The organism is Loktanella sp. F6476L (assembly GCF_023015725.1).
Classification (GTDB): Bacteria; Pseudomonadota; Alphaproteobacteria; order Rhodobacterales; family Rhodobacteraceae; genus Yoonia.
On sequence record NZ_JALKAR010000048.1, the window covers coordinates 1 to 261 of the forward strand.

Genomic DNA, 261 nt, shown 5'->3' on the forward strand with positions numbered 1-261 from the left:
ATGACACGATTGAAGGCGGCGCGGGGAAGGACAACCTTGGCGGCGGCACAGGCGCAGATATCTTTGCTTATGCACCAGACGCGCTGATCGGCGGGCGGGACCGTATCGAAGATTTCAGTCCCGGCGAGGGTGATGTCATCGACCTGTCCGCAATTTCCGCAGCTTATGGCTGGGACGCCGCCGCCGCAGAGGCTGCGGTTTCGGTGATCGACAGCTATCTAGGTGTGATCATCGCGGTGAATGTACCCGGTACCGGTGAAG

At 60.5% G+C, this 261-nt stretch carries 1 protein-coding gene; it reads left to right on the forward strand.

What is annotated here, in order from left to right:
• A partial coding sequence (locus MWU61_RS19690) for a M10 family metallopeptidase C-terminal domain-containing protein (RefSeq protein WP_247130179.1) occupies positions 1-261 on the forward strand: 261 nt, incomplete at both ends.